The sequence below is a fragment of the Mixta tenebrionis genome (genome assembly GCF_006517625.1).
Taxonomy (GTDB): Bacteria; Pseudomonadota; Gammaproteobacteria; order Enterobacterales; family Enterobacteriaceae; genus Mixta; species Mixta tenebrionis.
In genome coordinates this window covers 1-16,185 of the sequence record NZ_VHQI01000017.1, presented here as the reverse complement: position 1 = coordinate 16,185, position 16,185 = coordinate 1, and the positions used below count along the sequence as shown (strand labels likewise).

Annotated in this window: 11 protein-coding genes; all 11 read right to left on the bottom strand. The window is 50.8% G+C overall.

Annotated elements, in window-relative coordinates:
* Nucleotides 1-76: 76 nt before the first annotated feature.
* Nucleotides 77-1,471, bottom strand: coding sequence for an MFS transporter (locus FKM52_RS19625; RefSeq protein ID WP_141177841.1), 1,395 nt, complete (start codon nucleotides 1,469-1,471; stop codon nucleotides 77-79).
* A gap of 981 nt (nucleotides 1,472-2,452) precedes the next feature.
* A complete protein-coding gene (locus FKM52_RS19620; RefSeq protein WP_141177840.1) occupies nucleotides 2,453-3,370 on the bottom strand; it encodes an ROK family protein in 918 nt (305 codons plus the stop codon).
* Nucleotides 3,371-3,395: 25 nt separating this feature from the next.
* Nucleotides 3,396-4,775, bottom strand: a complete 1,380-nt coding sequence (locus FKM52_RS19615) for a 6-phospho-beta-glucosidase (protein WP_141177839.1) — start codon at nucleotides 4,773-4,775, stop codon at nucleotides 3,396-3,398.
* Nucleotides 4,776-4,834: 59 nt separating this feature from the next.
* Nucleotides 4,835-6,145 (bottom strand): PTS sugar transporter subunit IIC, encoded by a 1,311-nt coding sequence (locus FKM52_RS19610; protein ID WP_141177838.1) that lies wholly within the window; start codon nucleotides 6,143-6,145, stop codon nucleotides 4,835-4,837.
* Nucleotides 6,146-6,976: 831 nt separating this feature from the next.
* Nucleotides 6,977-7,522 (bottom strand): type VI secretion system lipoprotein TssJ, encoded by a 546-nt coding sequence (tssJ, locus tag FKM52_RS19605; RefSeq protein WP_141177837.1) that lies wholly within the window; start codon nucleotides 7,520-7,522, stop codon nucleotides 6,977-6,979.
* Nucleotides 7,500-8,585: a type VI secretion system baseplate subunit TssG gene (tssG, locus tag FKM52_RS19600; protein ID WP_141177836.1), complete on the bottom strand. Its 1,086-nt coding sequence runs from the start codon at nucleotides 8,583-8,585 to the stop codon at nucleotides 7,500-7,502. The genes tssJ and tssG overlap by 23 nt, the downstream gene beginning before the upstream one ends.
* Nucleotides 8,549-10,303 (bottom strand): type VI secretion system baseplate subunit TssF, encoded by a 1,755-nt coding sequence (gene tssF, locus FKM52_RS19595; protein ID WP_141177835.1) that lies wholly within the window; start codon nucleotides 10,301-10,303, stop codon nucleotides 8,549-8,551. Before tssF ends, tssG begins: the two co-directional genes overlap by 37 nt.
* An 84-nt stretch (nucleotides 10,304-10,387) precedes the next feature.
* Entirely contained in the window at nucleotides 10,388-11,044 is a 657-nt protein-coding gene (locus tag FKM52_RS19590; protein ID WP_141177834.1) for a hypothetical protein, read from the bottom strand.
* Nucleotides 11,045-11,055: 11 nt separating this feature from the next.
* Entirely contained in the window at nucleotides 11,056-14,523 is a 3,468-nt protein-coding gene (locus tag FKM52_RS19585) for an ImcF-related family protein (RefSeq protein WP_141177833.1), read from the bottom strand.
* Nucleotides 14,524-14,604: 81 nt separating this feature from the next.
* Nucleotides 14,605-15,825: a hypothetical protein gene (locus FKM52_RS19580; RefSeq protein ID WP_141177832.1), complete on the bottom strand. Its 1,221-nt coding sequence runs from the start codon at nucleotides 15,823-15,825 to the stop codon at nucleotides 14,605-14,607.
* A complete protein-coding gene (locus FKM52_RS19575) occupies nucleotides 15,825-16,091 on the bottom strand; it encodes a PAAR domain-containing protein (RefSeq protein ID WP_141177831.1) in 267 nt (88 codons plus the stop codon). Before FKM52_RS19575 ends, FKM52_RS19580 begins: the two co-directional genes overlap by 1 nt.
* Between the last annotated feature and the right edge of the window lie 94 nt (nucleotides 16,092-16,185).

The window sequence follows — 16,185 nt, the reverse complement described above, 5'->3', positions numbered from 1 at the left end:
CATTTTTTCCAGACAGCATAAGGCGTTGCAACCCAAAAATCCCGGCTGAAGCATGTGCATTTCAGTTCTACCGCCTTTAAATCGCATCCTCCGGCAGGTTAAGATCCCGTCCACGCGTTTCCGGGGCGAAAAAGGTGGTTGCCAGGCCGATAGCTGCCATACATACAAAATAGAGGGCGATAGGCCACCAGTGTCCATAGAAAGAGAGCAATGCCGAGGCCACCAGCGGAGCCGTTCCGCCAGACATAATAGAACCCAGCTCTTTAGCAAATGCCATTTTAGTATAACGGTTGGTTACGCCGAACAGCTCGACGCCCCAGGCAGCCTGCACGCCGAAAATGCCCAGCGACGCCAGCGCCATTCCTGTGACGATGGTGGCGATAACAATCCAGGGCTCACGCGTATCCAGCAGCATAAAGGCTGGAAAAGCGTAGAGAATCAAAAGCAGGCAGAACCAGCGGTAGGTGATGCGTCTGCCGAACCGGTCAGAAAGCCAGCCCGCCAGAGGAATAATGGCGAACCCCAGCACGGAAGCGAGGAATACGGCAACCGTCGGTACGGATTTATCTACCATCAGCACCTTGGCGACATAGCCAATGATAAATCCCTGAGCGAGGTAAGAAGGGCCATTCTCGCCGATGCGCAAGCCGACCATCGTCCAGAATGCTCTGGTACGCCGCCAGAAACTACGGGTGTCGTGGCGCTGCATCTCCTGCCCCTGCTGCAGCGCACGCGCGCGTTCTGTCTGTAGCTGAGCTTTTTGCCGCTCAAAAACCGGCGTTTCGCGCATATGGCGGCGGATTAACAGGGCCGCTGCGGCAATGAAAATGCTGCACAGGAATGGAATGCGCCATCCCCAGCTCAGTAAATCCTCTTTATCCATTTGTAATACGATCAGCCAGACCAGCGAAGCCAGCAATGTCCCACTATTGGAACCCAGGGCAATGATTGAAGAAACCAGCCCGCGTCGCTTTACGGGCGCATATTCGCCCAGCATAACGGTGCCGCCTGAAAGTTCCGCTCCGGCCCCCAATCCCTGAGAAAAGCGCAGAATAACCAGGCATATCGGAGCCCATACTCCAATCCGGGCATAGCTGGGGATTAGCCCTATCAGCATGGTTGATAGCCCCATCAGCCCAATAGTGATAACCATAACAACCTTACGGCCATGACGATCGCCTATCCAGCCGAAAAGCAGCGCACCGATGGGACGGGCAATAAAACCGACGGAATAGGCGGCAAAGCTGGAAAGCAGAGCCATAACGGGCGTCGCCTCCGGAAAAAAGACGTCGCCGAAGATAATGCCGGCAGCAAGACCGTAGAGGGCGAAATCAGCGTATTCCATGGTTGTGCCCAGCCAGCAGGAGAGCGTCGCACGCCAGAATTCGCGGCGCCCCTCAGGGGTTGCCAGACGTTCCTGTGCGGCCTGTTGATCGCCGGACGGAGGAACAGAGGTTGAATGAGTGTTCATAAGGAATCCTTAAAGTAACTGTCAACAAAGGGCTGCAGGCTTATCCCGTTCCCATTCTACTCGCGTAGATAGCGATTTTTTTAACGCAGAGTAATAGATCTACCCGCGTAGCTTAAGCAAGTGGAAAGATGAAATTTGCAGCGGAGATCACTTATATCTTTTGTTTGTTACAATCACTTGAATCCTGGCGTGAACGTCCTCGCAAAAGCCGCCAGCCGCGACGTAAGATAAAATGACAGCCGGTGCGGAATGGCCTACTGCTAACACGCTAAATTAAGCTAAAAATTTGCTGCGGGACTCAGAATAACAGCACATGTTTACAGGTAATCTCTTCCACATTCCGGCGAGACAATAAAAATGCCCGCCGTTTGGCGGGCTGGCAGGCAATAATTACAAACAATCAAACTGACTAAGCCCCATCTTCAATTACATATAATCCTGGATGATAGGCTAAATTTATATCGCCAATATATGGCTTAAGGATATTTATGGATTCTTGCTCACTGACATTCTCACAAATCATCCTGGGCTCACAAAAAACGATAACGAGTTAAAAGCAGTGACGAATGAACAGAACGGAAGAAGTTAAGTTACGCAGGGTTTTCTGAGATATGGATTTATTCATTATGGGCATGCGCAGGAAAACTTACGCGCATGGCCTTCAATCAGTAAAGCTATTATGAAGATTTATTCGGCATTGAGCTTAAAGCGCTAACAGATTTTAGCACTGTCGAAAGCGCCAAACCGGAACTCATGCTGTCTTAAATCTGCCTGAGGGAAGCGCTGATGCTGGTGCTAGTGCTGGTGCTGGTGCTGGTGCTGGAGCCTCCGATGTTATGTACTGCTTCAGCGAATGGTTTATATGCATCACGTTGATCCCCCAGAAGAGAGTGCCGCTTACTTAACGGCAAAGTCAGGACGGCATCTGGCTAAGGCGCCATTAATTGTTCTAAGATATCCTTTTCCTGTAAGCGCTTCTTATTAGGAATCTATCTCCCTTTCGGGCGAAGATGGAACGATAACCGCTTCCCTTGCATATAAAATCGCCCCTAAAACATTAGCGTTTTTCGTATGCATACAGCCGATGATTCTGGTGGTTAGTAGCTTGTTGAAGCGGGAACCGATCTGATAATAGGCCTCCCGCAGTTTCTCTATCAGCCAGCTTTCTTCGCTAATAGCGCCGCCGATGCATATCACCTCAGGATTAAAGGTCATGGTAAGCGTATACAGCCCCATAATGTTATGCTGGCACCATTCATCGATTGCCAGCTGCGCTTCTGGATCGCCATTAAGATATCTTTGGCAAACCGACTTGCCGTCAGTAACGCTTTTAGCTGCCGGAACTCTGGCGTTATAGGCGGCCAACAGCGCGCTGACGGAAGCCGCGCTGCCAATACCGCGTATTTTCCCCTTCTCTACGGAAAGTGGAATATGTGAGAATTCGCCGGCAATACCGTTCTCACCAGAAATTATCTTATCGCCCAGACAAAGACAGCCGCCGATGCCGGTACCGATAATCCAGTAAGCGCTGGATTTCGTATGCCTTCCGTTGCCCATTTTAAGTTCGCAACAGGCAGCAGCTTTTCCATCATTTAAGGTTTTTATCGGGAGATGAAGCCTTTTCGCTACTTCAGCGTTAACGTTGGTGCCGCAGATAATCTCAAGGCTGCTGGCCGCTTTAGATAACACCCTCGATGATTTATCGATAACGCCGGGCGCGCTGATACCCACCAGTTGAACGGCTGAGTCATCAACGCCCTGACACAGATAATCATAAAAATCCTGCGCCGCATCGAAGCCGAGCGTAGGTTTCTGCCAGGCGCTGATTATCCTGTAGCGGTCATCGACAACGGCATATTTTATAAAGCTGCCGCCGATATCAATCCCTAAATAATGCATGCTCTTTCCCGCATAATGTTAACGGTTAAACAGACAGACGTCTGGCAATCGGATCTTTTATCTCTGTGCCCTCTAACCTGGCGATTGCCTCTGCAAAACGGGGGAGATATTTTCGATGTGCTATAAATAACTCATCTATTACGCGCTTCGCCGTTTCGCCGCCGGGGATCAATGGATTCATGATAAAAGCCTGCAGCGCCAGGCCATAATCCCCGGTAACAGCGGCTTCACAGATGCACAGCTCCATATTCTTCATCAGCTGAAGCCAGCCCCTCTCGGCGGGCGCCAGGCGCCCAAAGGCGATGGGTAATGCGCCTGCCGCGCCGATAAAGCAGGAAACCTCAACCGCACAATCGTCATCAAGATCCGCCACGGCGCCGTCATTGCGGGTGGAAACCACAATATGTGAATGTTTGTTGTTATAGATGGCGGAGATAGCTTCACACGCTGACTCAGAATAGTAGAGCCCTCCTCGCTGAGATAAAAGTTCAGGTTTGGTGCTGAGCGTTTGATCCTGATAGAGCGCCAGCAGCTCCGCCTCCATTTGCTGGACTTTTTCTGCTCTGGTGCCGGTGGTTTGGTATTCTTCGATTCCGCGCTTTAGCGTCTCCTCCTGCCGGTAATAATAGCGATGGTAGCCGCAGGGCAGCAGGTTCATCCGATCCAGCTGTTCTCGCAGGAAAGGAACCTTGTGAATATTGGCCGGTATGCCTGTATCCCGGTTGTTGTACATGGCATCGATAATTTTTGCAGTAACATCATCACCGTTATGGTCAAAAACGCGGTGCCAGTGAAAATGGTTCAGCCCGGCAAATTTATAGGTAAGTTCCGACAGGGTGGCATCGATAGATTGCGGCTCTTTCATCATTGCGTTAACCGGCACGTTGCACAGCCCAATAACGCGCCGCCAGCGGGTATATCTGAGAATAGCCTCGGTAACCATGCCGCTGGGGTTGGTGAAATTAATCAGCCACGCGTTTGGGCACAGCGCCATCATATCTTCGATTATCTCGATAATTACCGGGATGGTTCGCAGAGCTTTAAAAATGCCGCCGGCCCCGTTAGTTTCCTGGCCTAACAGCCCGTATGAAAAAGGAATTCTTTCATCCTTTATTCTTGCTTCCAGCTGCCCGACGCGAAACTGGGTGGTAACAAAATCAGCATCTTTTAATGCCGCTTTACGATCCAGCGTACAATGGACTTTTACGCGGTAAGGAGAGGCGTTCCACATTCTTTGCGCCAGCTTGCCTACAATCTCCAGCTTGTTTTTGCCTTCCTCAACGTCCACCAGCCACATTTCAGTAATAGGCAATTCATCATAGCGTTTTATGAAGCCATCGATCAGTTCCGGCGTATAGGTGCTGCCGCCGCCGATAGTTACTATTTTTAAAGACTTTCTTTGCATTTTAACTTCCTTTTCTTTTCCGGCGCGAGTTGATGTTTAACCGCCGGCAAAAACATGCGCTAACCCTTACTCTGCTGATTCTTCTCTTTTTCCAGATAGATCCTGTCCTGGATAACCATAAACGGATAGTAGATCAGCACCGATACGATAATAACGACCATCTGAACAATAACCCCTTTATATCCCTGCAATATAAAACCAGACAGAATGGGCGGCATTGTCCAGGGAACCTGTATTGCGGTAAAAGGTGGTAAAAATCCGCTGGCGATCGCCATATATATAACGGTCAGCGTAACAATAGGCACGCATAAAAAAGGCACAATCATAATGAAATTATAAACAATCGGCAGGCCAAAAATAATTGGCTCATTGATATTAAATAAACCCGGTAGCAGAGCCAGCCTTGATATATCTTTCATCTGCTTCGATTTTGCACGCAGCAGCGCCGCGATTAGCAAACCGATAGTCACGCCGGTGCCGCCCGCTTTCACAAAGTAGTCAAGCACCTGCGGCGTCATAATATAGGCCCCGGCCGATATTGATAATGTTCCTGCAGCGGCCAGCTGCGCATTTGCCAGGGAGTTAGCCGTCAGTACCGGAAGGATCGGACCCATGACGATATTAGGCCCGTGCAACCCCATCCAGAACAGAAGCGCGCACAGGAAAACCATGATCACCGCTCCGATCCAGGTATCAGTTAACATCTGCATCGGCGTTTGCAGCCCGGTAAAGATAAATTCGGTGAGAGTGGTATTCATTGCGTTAAAAACGCAAAACGCCATCATCGACAGCAGCATAATAACAAATCCGGGGATAACGGCGATAAATGCATTAGCTACGCCATCCGGCACGCCGGCGGGCATCTTTATGGTTATCTTCCTCTTAACGAAAAAGCAAAATATGACGGATGAGAGTAAGCTGATAATTATCGCTGTAATCACGCCCTGACCGCCGGTCCATAATTTTGGTATAACCGCCTCTATCTCTTCGCCGCCAGGCGCGCTAACCGAAGAAGATGAAACGATCAGGAAAGATATTAATGCCGTTATCGCGTTAGATATGCCATCCACACGTTCATTTTTGGCGTAATGATAGGAAATTCCTAAAACTGAGATAATGGCGATAATATCAAATGTCGATCCGACAACTTTGTTTATCCCGCTATCCCAGCGTTCTCCGAAGAGCGAGGCCATAAAATCCTGATATCCCGCCACGGGCAGATTAGCGGCCAGTAAAAATAGCGAGCCTATGAGCGTTGCCGGCATAGTTAAAATGAACCCATCCTTTAAAGCCACCAGGGCTTTAGTACTGGCAATACGCGCAAGTATATTAAGACAGCTTTCTAAGCTGTTAACTGTTTTGTTATTCATGCTATCCCTTCCCCTGCTGGAGCCTGTAAAAAACTGTATTTTTCTTAATTTTCACGCAGGGGAATATAACTATCACCCTGTGTTTTTATCACCTTCAGCAATCGGTAAAATATCCCCCTATCATTACTACTGTGGAATAGCGGTACGTCACAAAATCACTATTCCTTAGTAAATATTCGATTGCTATTAGCTGAATTTAGTTAATTCCCGATCTTGCAATTAACATAAATAAAACAAAAACAATGATAATAAATAATTATTTTTAAACGTAAGAAACAATTGCCTGAAGAAAAGTGTTGCGGAGGATTAATTGAGACAGGGTTATGCCTGGCGATAAAACTACCGCCAGAAAATTATCAAGAAGGAGTTGAAGACAGGAAGTTAGGGTTGGCGTCTGAAAGTGATTAGAGAACAGATGCTGGTGGCTGGTGGCTGCCGAATGGCGAATGGCGAATGGTAGATAGTAACCGATGGCCGGCGGATGATAGCCAGTAAATAGTGGTTGAACGCTGGCGACCAACGAATAGCTGGCGGCCAGTGACGGCTAACCAACCGATGGCTAATGAGTGCTGGTTGCCGTCTAACAACCGGCGGCTGGCGGCTAAAAACTGAAATCAGACACGGGAAAGAAGAGGGAGCGGAAAAATAACAAATTCGGCCGTAAAGCTACCAGCCGGAATGCCGAAACCAATGGGAGAAGGCGCCGCACAGTAACTACCCAGCGCCGTTGAAAATTCAACCGCCCAACCAGCGACTTAAATCGGGGGAGGCATTTACCGCTCAGAGCGAAACACTCATATTGCCGCTAAGCCTTTAAGGGCGCCCGGCGAATCAATCTTCTTTAAACGGCAGCAGCCTCAGGCTGTTATCGCCGGCCTCAAATACGCGCGGCCTGTCCGGATCCAGCTCTTCCCGTTCCAGCACCTGCTTCCAGCTGCTCTTTTGCGTATCAGGATGGCGGAACAGCCCCACTACCGCCACAAATTTAGCGTCGGCTTCCATCGCCATATCCAGCGAAGCATCACCGCCCGGCTTTAACACCACCTCACGACTGGCAAGCAGAACATCACCCAGCAGCACCTCATCCTCTTTTAACAGCTGCTGATAAACCAACTTATCGAACAAGGCACGATCTTTGAGCTGATAAATACGGATCACTACTGGCTCAGAGAGCGAATTATTTTCACGAGCGTCAGTATTCAATGCGCCACGCGCCATAAAATCAAGGCGCAGCACCTTGATCTTTTTATAAAAAATAGAGGATACGGCGCTTTTGGTGCCGTCACTGACGCTCTGAGTCAGCCCACAACCGGCAAGGCCGACAGCCAGCAGCGGCAGCAGCCAGAAAGCAATTTTAGTCAAATTTGTACGTAACACGTCGATTTCCTTTTATCTGTGTTGCGGGCCGCAAGCCGTCATAGTTTCCCAGTTCAGTAGTAAAGGTTGGCGGCACATCATCGGGAACGTGGTTTTCCTCAACGCCCAGCACGCCGTTCATTCCCAGCCAGAGCGGCGCTTCGCCAAGCGGCGGAACGGACAGCAGATCGGTGCTCAGAGTCAGGCGAATTTTGGCCTTAAAGCGCCAGCCGAGATAGACGCGCAGCATCACTAAAAAATCCTGATAAAGCGGGCCTTCCGGCATCCAGCCCCGCGCCTCGGCAGCATTATCAGTGAGCAGCTCGATTAATAGCTGACTACTGGTATCCATTACCTCATCGCCCAGCGGCGTATTGCCGTCCAGCAAGAAATCTTCGTCATCGATAAAACCAGGAGGCCGTTCGATCGCCACGGGCCGCAGGCAGTAAGGACTGACGCGCGCCGTGGTGTTCGGCGCCAGAAGCTGCACCAGCGCCTGTATGCCCTCCGCGGTTTTCCCTGGCTGGCGCAGCACGCTGAGCAACGCGAGAAAGCGTGAGATCGGAGTGGCGATATGATTTGCGGTTCCCGGAATGCCCAGCCCCACCAGCCCCAGCAGCGACTGCGAAATATTATCGCTTCCGCCCGGCTCAAAGGTGGCGGGCCAGGAGTACTTACGCCAGATGCGATAAAACTGCGTCAGAATGCGATGGCTGAAGATATCGAGAAAGCGCTGCTGCGCCTCGTGCCCTTCTCTGCCCTGAGCGATATCGTCAAGATAGGCCGGCGGCAACGGAGAATCGACGCCGTACAGTCCCATAAACGTGGTACGTATCGTTGGCGGCGCCGCTGCATTCTCTTCGTCATACTCCACGCTTTTCAGCTCGCTGGCCGGAAATCCCATTCCCGGATGCGGCCGAAAACGTACCGGATCGTCGGCAGGATGGCTGGTACTGCCCATTAACGGCTTGCCCGGCTGCTGTTTTTCCAGAAGCTGGCAAAAACGATAGAAGTTGATCCGCGTCAGCTCCGCCTCCAGCCGCGGCGTTAGCCGGGAATACGGCGATTGTGTTTCTCTTCCCATTCCAGACGCTCCCCGGTCGGTTGCAGGATAATAATCAGGCGGTTAAACAAATAGATATCGGTATAGAGCGCAAAGAAGCGACTCAGCATTTCGCCAAACAGACAGATATCGCCCCTGCCGGCAAAGCCGCCGCTGTCGAGCGTCACCTCTATCTGTACGCCGCGCAGCAGGTAACCCTGTTCAAAACGCTCGGTTTCACCATGGCGGACATCGACAATCGCCTCCAGCCGACGCCGATTCATTTCACCGTTGGTCCACTCATACAGCGCCAGCGTTCCACGCAGCACTTCCGCATTATCCATCATTGAAAGGAAGTTGGTTCCCAGATGGCTCAGCACGCGCCAGTGAAAACGATCGCGATCGGGCGGGTAGCAGGGCTGCGTCGGCGCGCAGAGATTACGCACCCGAATACTTGCCGAGGTGGTTTTCATTACCGTATCCAGCACCGTGCTTTGCAGCGCCCGCCGCGGCAGCTGGCCGTTGGTTCCGGTCAGCGTCAGCGATAAGCTTTCATCCGCCGGCACCGTATGATTATCAAAGGCTTCGCCGCCGAGGATCAGCCAGGTGTTATGCAGGCCGGAAGGCCCGCGCCGCACGCGGGTATGGTAGTAATACTCCGGCGCCTCATGGCGCAGCATGCCGCCTTTGTGACGGAAGCTGGAGAACGGCACATAGGTATGGTTGCCGGATGACATTACCGAATCTACCGAATAGATTTCAGTATGGCCGTCCTGCACGCGCATCGGACGCAGCAGATACTCCGTTTCCAGCGAGTTCAGCGTCAGCGGATCGGACTCCAGCGGGAAGAGGTTGATCACCGGCACGCAGTTAAGGCGCAGATGCTTTTCCGTAAAGCTGAAATCGTGCTGCCAGCGCTCGGCCAGTACGATATCGATCTCAAACCATTGCAGATCGGCGGGGAAATTCGCCGTTTCCAGCCCGTGCAGGCCGGTAAACATAAATTTTTCGCGGAAAGTAAAATATTCCAACAGCAGCTGATAGCCGCTGAAGCTGCTGCTTCCTTTCGGCCACAGGCCGTCTTCATCGCCAAAACCCAGCGCGCTAAAATGGCCGTTCAGCGGACGCCGCTCCGCATCTCCCGGCAGCCGTAGCCACAGGCGCGCAACATTCATGGTAAAAGCTTCATGCATCGCGCTGGCAAGCGGCGCGTCGGCGTTAAAATAGAGCGGAAGCGTGCTGAGATCGATGCGGCTCCAGTCGGCCAGCGGGCTACAGGCAAAATGCAGGCTGATGACCGAGCGCCCATCGCTATCGGTGGTCAAGGCGGCGCGCTCCAGCGACAGCGGCTGCAGGCCAATTTCTTTGGTGGTGGTATAACGGCAGCGCGTGCCCTTTTCGCCAATCGGCCGGGAGAGCACCTCAAAGCCTTTTGCAATGCGCATCATCTCTTTCATTTCGCGCCAGTCCGGCGTGAATTCGACAATGGACATGGACGGAACGGTACGCAGATAGTGCGGCCATAGCAGGCTGACCAGCCCTTCGGTTAATTCCGGCAGATCGTCATCCAGTTTCTCGCGCAGCCGCCCCATTAAAAAGGCGAAGCCCTCAAACAGACGCTCAACATAAGGATCGCGCGCGCCGGCCTTATCCAGGTTTAACATCGCCGCCCGATCGGGATGCGCGCGGGCGAACTCTTCGCCCGCTTCAAGCAGGTAACGCATTTCAGCGTCATAATAACGCAGGGTTAGATCATCCATTAATGCACCTAAATTATTATTTATTTCATTTTTCTGCGGAAAAAAAGGTAAATAAGGCATGAAATTGAGCAGTTAGTGCTTTCTTTAGGACATTTTGTCCAACCTTAACAATATTTCTCCGAGTCTTTCATGTCCATCATCACCCCGAATTAGATTTTTATTTAACTCATAAAATTGTTCTTCACCCGGAGTTTTAACCAGCAGCCCGAAAGTTTTTTGGTTATTATGAACGAGTAAAACATCATCTAAAGGAATACGATAAGTTTCTGCATAAAGTCCCGGCGTGAGAATCAGACTTCCTTTATCCAGAGCGATAAAGGTACGACTTCTATGAAAGCAACCATTAATAAAGAGCAATAAAAACAAGATAAATAAAGTTTCATTACCACCCACCACGCAATTCAGAAACATCCCACCGAATATAAAAACTATCAAACCATTAATCAAAAAATGTATGGTTTTAAATTTCAATTGCACATCGTTAACTTTAATTACCTCATCTGAAAGTGGCTCCATTGGCTGTTTCAGCCCATTAGCATTATCAATCTTAAGCTGAATCTTATTCCTATATGCAGCCTTCTGAATAGATTGCTGATTATGCAGTTGAGCAGCAACTTTTGCTACTTGCTGGTTTTTTAATTTTTCGACACTGTAGAAACAGCCAAACATAAAAGCTATTCCTGTTGGCAGCATAAGGGCTGAACCTAAAACCCCCACTATAAGCAGCGGCGGCTTTGCCACTGGCGATAATGCTATTCTTCCATGCTATCCATTTCTGCTGCCTCGCTATTTTTAACCAGCAGCTGTGCCGTGGTTGCGGCGTCAACGCTGAAAATCTGCTCCGGCAGGCTGAAGCCGCGCAGCGCCAGCAGCGCCAGCGGCCCTTTTCCCAGCTGCGATCGCAGCACCCACTGCAATGTACGCCCGTCCGGCGTGTTAAAACTCATCATCCACTGGCTGCGGTCAAGCTGCTGCCGCTTGCCCTGCTCCAGCCAGCGGATAAATCCCCAGGTACCGCTGTAATCGCCAAACAGTCTCGCACCTGCGCTGGTGGTGCTCCAGGTAAGCATTGTACCCGGTTTCCAGGTATCACCCGGCCAGCGGAACGTTTGCCAGTCAGCCATCTGATTAAAGTAGCGCAGCTTTTGTCCATCAATGGTCAGCTGCGTTTCTACCACCTGCGCAGCCGGGCGCGCCTGCAGTTCGAAGCTGATGCCCTGGCTGCCGTCGGTAAACAGAATATCCGACAGCTGGCTTAGCTGGTTGACGGCTTTCAGGAATTGCGGGTTAAACGTCAGCCCCTGACTGTTGGTTTTATCCGGCACCCACTGGCTGCCCTCTTTATGCAGTACGCCGCCAAGTTCGCTGGTTAAAAAGCGCTCAATTCGTCCGCTATCCTTACGTATAAACTCCGCCAACATCGGCAGGGAAGCATCGCTTTTGCTGGCGACAAAGGGATAACGCCCTTCAAACGCCGTGCGCCAGTTTGCCACTATTGCCCGGCTCCAGCGGGCGTTCAGGCTGGCAGCCGAGGGCTGCAGTACCGTTTCCCAGGCCTGGGTTAGCGGTTGAACAAACATCGTTTGCCCAAAACCGTTCCACTCTTCGCCCAGGCTGGCGGAGATCAGGCTGCCGTACTGCTGGGTATCGGTCAGATCGACACTCTTGCCCTGAAAAACTGTTTGCGCCAGCGTCTGCATCATCTCCTGCGGATCCGATGCGCTGGCTACCTGCTGCAGGCGCAGCCTCACGCGCGTGATGCGGGTCAGGTAAGTTTGCAGGCTCAGCGTGCTGTCTGCCGACATAAGGTTGCTGGCCGTGTTTTTACCCATTAGCGACAGCAGCGGCCCAAAAGTTTCGTCTAGCGGCCCCTGCGGCCCGGCGGCGCTTTGATCGATCGCCGGTTTTTCTTTGTTGCCGATCAGATCTTTCGCTGATTTGATGAGCGAATCCGATAGCCCCTGGCCGCGTTGTCCGGTCTGTCCCTGCCAGGAAAGCGTATTCATCAACGCAATCACCGGCGACTGGCGCACGTCGCTCATCAGCGTTAACTGATCCGTAACGTCGGCAATATTGTGCGCCGGGTTCCAGCGCAGGCTGTTAAGGAAGTTAAGCCAGCTTCCGGCAAAATCGGTGAAATAGCGTTGGGTAAGACGTGCCTTCAGCGCCTCCGGCGAAATATCTGCGGCAACCGTTTTACGGCTGTCGCTTAGCACCCAGTCGATCTCATCGCGGCGAGAGTTTGCCGCTTTTTCGATAGCCTGCTGAACGCCGCCTTCCCATGCCTGACGCGTAAACATGCCCGGCACCATCTCATCGGTAGTAAACAGACGGCGCGCATCGGTTCCGCTGGTCATATCCTCCAGCGTCACATCGGCAAAATTGCGCCGTACCGATTTAAGCATGTTCTGATAGAGTGTACTTTCCGCGTTGCGACGCCCAATCTGTTGCAGCAGCACCTGACGGCTCTGGGTGACCAGTTCAGCATCAGGCATGGTTTTCCACTGCGGCTGATGCGGCAGCTCATCAATATAAAATCGCCATAAATCAGCGGCAAGGCTCTGCCACAGGCTGGTTGAGAAACCCGCGCGTTCCGGCTGCACCGCTTTCATGGTTTGCGCATAGAAGGCGCTGTCAGCTTTATCGGGATGCGCCATCATCAACCAGGCTTTCAGCTGGTCATAACCCGCTTTGGCCAGCTCCGCGCGTTGCGCGCTGTTTGGTGCGGTATTGGTGAGCTTCATCAGCTTAGCCGCCAGCGCCTCGTTTGCCGCATCGCGGATAAGCCGGTTGTTAGCCACGCCATACCAGGGCAGCATCGCGCCCAGCAGCTGTTGATTATGATCCAGGCCAAAACGCTGATACCACGGCGCGCCTTTCTGCAGAGCGTGTTGTAGCCGTCCGGCATCATTACGCAGCTCATGCAGGGCGATCAGCTGGGCATCAGTGAGCGCCCGGCTTTCCGCCAGAGTATGGGCTTTTTCCGCAACGGAAACGATTTGCTGGCGGTTAATGATAAATGACAGCAGCAGGCCCGCGATCCAGACGCCGGTAAATATCAATGACGACCAGGCCAGCACCTGCTCCCAACGCATACCGACGCGGCGCCCGCGTACGCGCGCGCAGTCGGCAACGATCCCCTGCCAGCTGGCGGGAAGCGTCAGCGCATGGCGATGCAGCGGCGAAAGCACCGCGCTGCCGCTAACCTCTGCGTCAAGCGACGGCTCCGGTTGATTTGCCAGGCTGAACATCAATCCACGCAGCGGAACGCGCTGCTGCGCGCCGTGCAGCCAGGGAGCGAGGCGAGCTTTCCAGCCCTCGCTTTCCCCGCGCTCCAGCCGCTGCGCCAGGCGCAGCAGGAAATCGCAGGCGTGGTTTTGCGCAACCTGCGCCATTCCCTGCTCCCGCAGCTGCGGCAACAGCCTGTTAAGCTGCGCCGCCACATCGTCCGGCACAGCCCGCGCCGGCAACGTCACTCCCACGGCCTGGTTTATTCTTGCCGCCTGAGGCCAGTCACTGCTGCAGAGCTGCCACAGCCAAACCGGCGGCTGATAACGCAACGCCTCGCCTGCTTTTTCCAGCCCGCGTAAATCGTTATCGCTTAACTGCGGCGTCAGATTTTGCTTCTCGCCGATAACGCGAACGATTCCGTCCAGCGGGCGGCTGCGGCGCAGTTTACGCAGGGCCTTATATTTTTCACTGTCGCTATCGGCGGCCAGGCTGCCGCCATAAATCAGAACGGTACGGTCACCTTCCAGCCACAAACTGGCCTGTAAACCAGGAATAAGCTGGCCGATGGCGGCGTCATCGCCGGCGACCAGCAGCAGGCGGACTTTACCGCGCCAGAAAGGGCCGTAGCGACGACGCAGGTATTTTTTTAACTGCTGTAAACCGGCTACTGCCGATGATAATTTATCTGTACTATTCTGTGCATAATTATCGCTGTGCCCGGAAGACAGCGATTTGGCTTTGCGGTAAACGCTTTTGCCATAAAAATATGACATAAAAAAGAAGAGGATAATAAAAAGAAGCAGGCTTCCGGTTAAAACCATAAATAAAGTAAATAAGCGCTCCTGCCAGACAGATTCTGGAGTAACATTTAACAATAGAGGTTGATTTTTTATTACAAGGCAAATAATAACTCCAAGACATAAAAAAACAAATAAAACTAACCATAACTGAAATGTTTTAGACTTCAATCCTTTTAAAATATTATCCACTCTCGCCTCCGAAACAGAGTGATCAGATATAGCTACGTTTTTTTAATTAGAGATATTCTCTTCACGACACCAGGTATATAATTAGCTATTTACCGGACGAACGACCAGACACCATAAAGAAGTATCCTGTCTACACTTGCTTACTACTAAGTGTGATGATGAGTAGCTGTTAGAGCCTGCGCCTGCAGCAAGTATGATTGCAAGCCATGGCGTAACAAGTCCAATATCGCCACTACGATTATTAATGTTAATAAAATTATCAGTGAGTAAATTACTCTGCGAATCGACAATACAGCCAGAAAATAATATTTCCGTAGCTTCTTCACTATTTATGCCGGCCAACCAAAGCAAGTTAATTTCTTCAATGGTTGTTTTACCCCATAATAAAGCGTTGCCTATTGTATCACTGGTTATTTCAGGCGAGGATTTTTCAGGCCTGTGAATATGAGCGATGCAGTTTTCCAAATAAAGGTTTTCTGGCGATGAATGAAGAATTAAAGCAACCGCTGCTTCTCCTTCGCCATTTTTTATTTCCGTATGAATTTTAACTGAAAGTATCAATAGCGTACCGATAGCCTGTTCATTATCCAGCCAGTTATCAATATCAGTTAAACCAAACTGTGAAGAAAAAATGATTTGAGCTTGAGGTGGTACCTGCGGACCAACGCATTCATCAATGGCCTTAACGGCATCCTCTGTTAATATGCTATCACTATCGACCTGTATAATTACTTTAACAACCGCTGAATTATTTATTTGCAGCAATTCCTTCTGGATTTCTTCGTCGATAAGGAGAAACTGAATTTGTTTGATTATCCGACAGGTAACAGGCTGGCCTTTATCACTGAAGTAAGCCTTGTGATCAACACTCTGGGTTAACTCATTGACTACAGCTGGCAATACTACCCCTTGCGATAACATAAATTGCTCGGTCAACACTCCAGAAGTAACAATATGAGGCAGACGTACACAAAATCCTTTTAATGCTAAATAGCGTTGTCCGCGCTGGATTTCATCAGCTATATCTTTTTCACGTTCATGATTCCAGCCATCGGACAAACTTATGGATACGAGATATATTAACCAGCGCAGGCTAAAAAAAATTAGCCATGATAATACTGGCACACCAACTACATAAATCCAAAAAAACATTATCTGGTTTTCTTTATTGGTTGGCCATAACCATGCGACTAATAAGCCGTTGCATACTGTCATAATAAACAAGAAAAACAACCAGCGTTTTAATAACGGCGGTTTTTTACGTTTAACAACAGGCGGAATAATTGAGAGATCGACAGGCATTATTTTAACGTCTTTGCGTTGCTAAGGGATGAGATTAATTTACAGCCGCAGGTACACTTATGCCCATGAAATGCAACTGGCAAACCATTATCTTTCATCGTCGGATGACCTTCCGCTATATATGACGGGTTATGACCTGGAATAGGGCAGCTTATAGGATCGTTTAAACGAGCCACACCAATACCCGCAAATTTCATATTGACGGAACCCGAGAGCACCTTACCACCATGTGTTGTTTTATCACCAATACGAACGATACCCTTCATTCCTTTGTCCCTCTTTTAATTTTTTTGTTTATCTTTTTGCATGCTGCTAGCTATTTTCCACCGCCGTCATCGCCCGCTTTTTGTCCACCATGCT